The organism is Alteromonas sp. AO-Serp (assembly GCF_017849675.1).
Lineage (GTDB): Bacteria > Pseudomonadota > Gammaproteobacteria > Enterobacterales > Alteromonadaceae > Alteromonas > Alteromonas macleodii.
This window is the reverse complement of sequence record NZ_JAFLMX010000082.1, coordinates 1-1906: the sequence shown is the minus strand read 5'-3', so window position 1 is coordinate 1906 and position 1906 is coordinate 1. Positions and strand designations below refer to the sequence as shown.

Below are 1906 nucleotides of genomic sequence, written 5' to 3'. Positions count from 1 at the left end.
CTATGGGTAAGCTTCATAAAGTGGAATATTTAGGGTTTTCTTCAGAAGCCACCCGCTTGCTTTTTGATAAATTTGATATGGTTTCTATTGCGATGTTTGCCAATAGGCCTGATATCACACTCTGCGCAAAAGCCTACGCTGGAGATAGCAGAATTGAGCTTGATGATGCGTCTACGAAGTAAGCGATCATTTTAGACCGTCTTTTCCCTGCGGTGCTACTCCGTAAAATAGCCTCCGTAGATTTTACTAACGGAGACTTTACTGATGGCAACAAAAAGACGTACACGTGAGCAATGGCAAAGATTGGTTGACAAGCAAGCAGCAAGCGAGCTGACAGTCAGTGAATTTTGTGCACAGCATGCGTTAACAGTATCAAATTTTTATCTGTGGCGTAAAAAGCTGAGCGATGATAGTCAACCGTTTGCGCAGCAGGATAACTGGCTTGCTTTTGATATGCCAGCGAGCGGAAACCAGAGTATAGATTCAGCGTGGGAGATAGAACTGGTATTACCCGGTGGTGTGGTGCTGCGGATGAACCGAGCCGTCTGATGTTACCCTTATCTAATGGGCGTATTTGGTTGTACACCGGCAATGCCGATATGCGCAAACAGTTTGATGGGTTGGCAGCGCTGGTACAGAGCAAGTTGGGCATGCAGGCGCATTGTGGTGACTGGTTTGTGTTTATCAATAAACGCCGCACCCAGCTAAAGGTATTGTATTACCATCAGGGCGGTTATTGTTTGTGGAGCAAACGTCTAGAAAGAGGTACCTTCGCCAAAGTCACTGACGGCACAGCAAAAACACCATTAAACAGCGCTCAGTTACAGTGTTTGATTGATGGGATTTACTGGCAAAAAGACAAACAAAACAGGCGATTTAATTAACTGATTTTGTTATAATTTAGCCCATGAAAACACGCTCTATTAGTCACCTTTCACTGTCTGAAATTGAGGCTGCCTTTGCTCATCAAGCCGAGGAAATTGCGCAACTCAAGCAGCAACTCGACTGGCTTAAACGTCAGTTGTTCGGGCGTAAGTCTGAAAAGGTGTTAGCGGATAATCCGGCGCAGAGCAGTTTGTTTGATGAGGGGGAAACCCTCACCTTACCGGCAGAAACAAAACCGGTGAAGGCACATACTCGTTCCTCACAAAAGCAACGTCGCGACTCGGATGTCAATGATGAAGGCCTGCGTTTTGATGAGACAGTGCCGCAACAGATTATTGATATACCTGCGCCAGAATTACAGGGGGCGGATGCCGACCAGTATGAATTAGTGGATACCAAAGAAACCTGTCGCTTAGCACAACAGCCTGGCAGTTATGTGGTATTGAGATTCCGTCGACAGGTCGTGCGTCATAAAACCACGCAAACCATTAAGGATACCCCAGCGCCAGGCAATGTGCTGGAAGGCTGTTACTGCGATGTCTCACTGCTCGCCGGACTGATGGTTGATAAAGCGGTGTATCACTTACCGCTTCACCGCCAACATCAACGGATGCTGGATAGCGGTATTACCCTTAGCCGGGCCACCTTAATCAACTGGATACAAAAAGGCATTGAGCTGCTTCGACCCATCGCCAAAGCCCAGTGGCAACACATTCTGCAAAGTAAAATACTGGCCATGGATGAAGTGCCCATTAAAGCAGGTCGCACTAAAGGCGCTGGCCGAAAACCCGGACACATGAAACAAACCTACTTCTGGCCCCTGTACGGTGACAGTGATGAAGTGGCGTTTACCTGGAGTAACAGCCGGGGTATGTTGCATGCCCAAGCACAGTTACAGGACTTTACCGGCACCTTGCTCACCGATGGTTATGCCGCCTACACCAAAACGGTTGAACAATTAAATCAATACGAACAACAGATTGTACATGCAGCCTGTTCGGTCTCTCTCTTATACACAACT

General features: G+C 47.3%; 3 protein-coding genes and 1 pseudogene. All 4 read left to right on the top strand.

The annotated features are described in order from the left end of the window. Positions 1-182, top strand: a pseudogene (locus tag QVA83_RS06635) (hypothetical protein); the annotation flags it as partial. A gap of 82 nt (positions 183-264) precedes the next feature. After that, the gene (tnpA, locus tag QVA83_RS06630; protein WP_012516875.1) at positions 265-549 is read left to right on the top strand and encodes an IS66 family insertion sequence element accessory protein TnpA; all 285 of its coding nucleotides are present in this window, start codon (positions 265-267) and stop codon (positions 547-549) included. Then, positions 549-884, top strand: a complete 336-nt coding sequence (gene tnpB / locus QVA83_RS06625) for an IS66 family insertion sequence element accessory protein TnpB (RefSeq protein ID WP_012518757.1) — start codon at positions 549-551, stop codon at positions 882-884. The genes tnpA and tnpB overlap by 1 nt, the downstream gene beginning before the upstream one ends. A 23-nt stretch (positions 885-907) precedes the next feature. Then, positions 908-1906 (top strand): IS66 family transposase (locus QVA83_RS06620; RefSeq protein WP_287498267.1); only part of this gene is annotated, 999 nt, incomplete at its 3' end.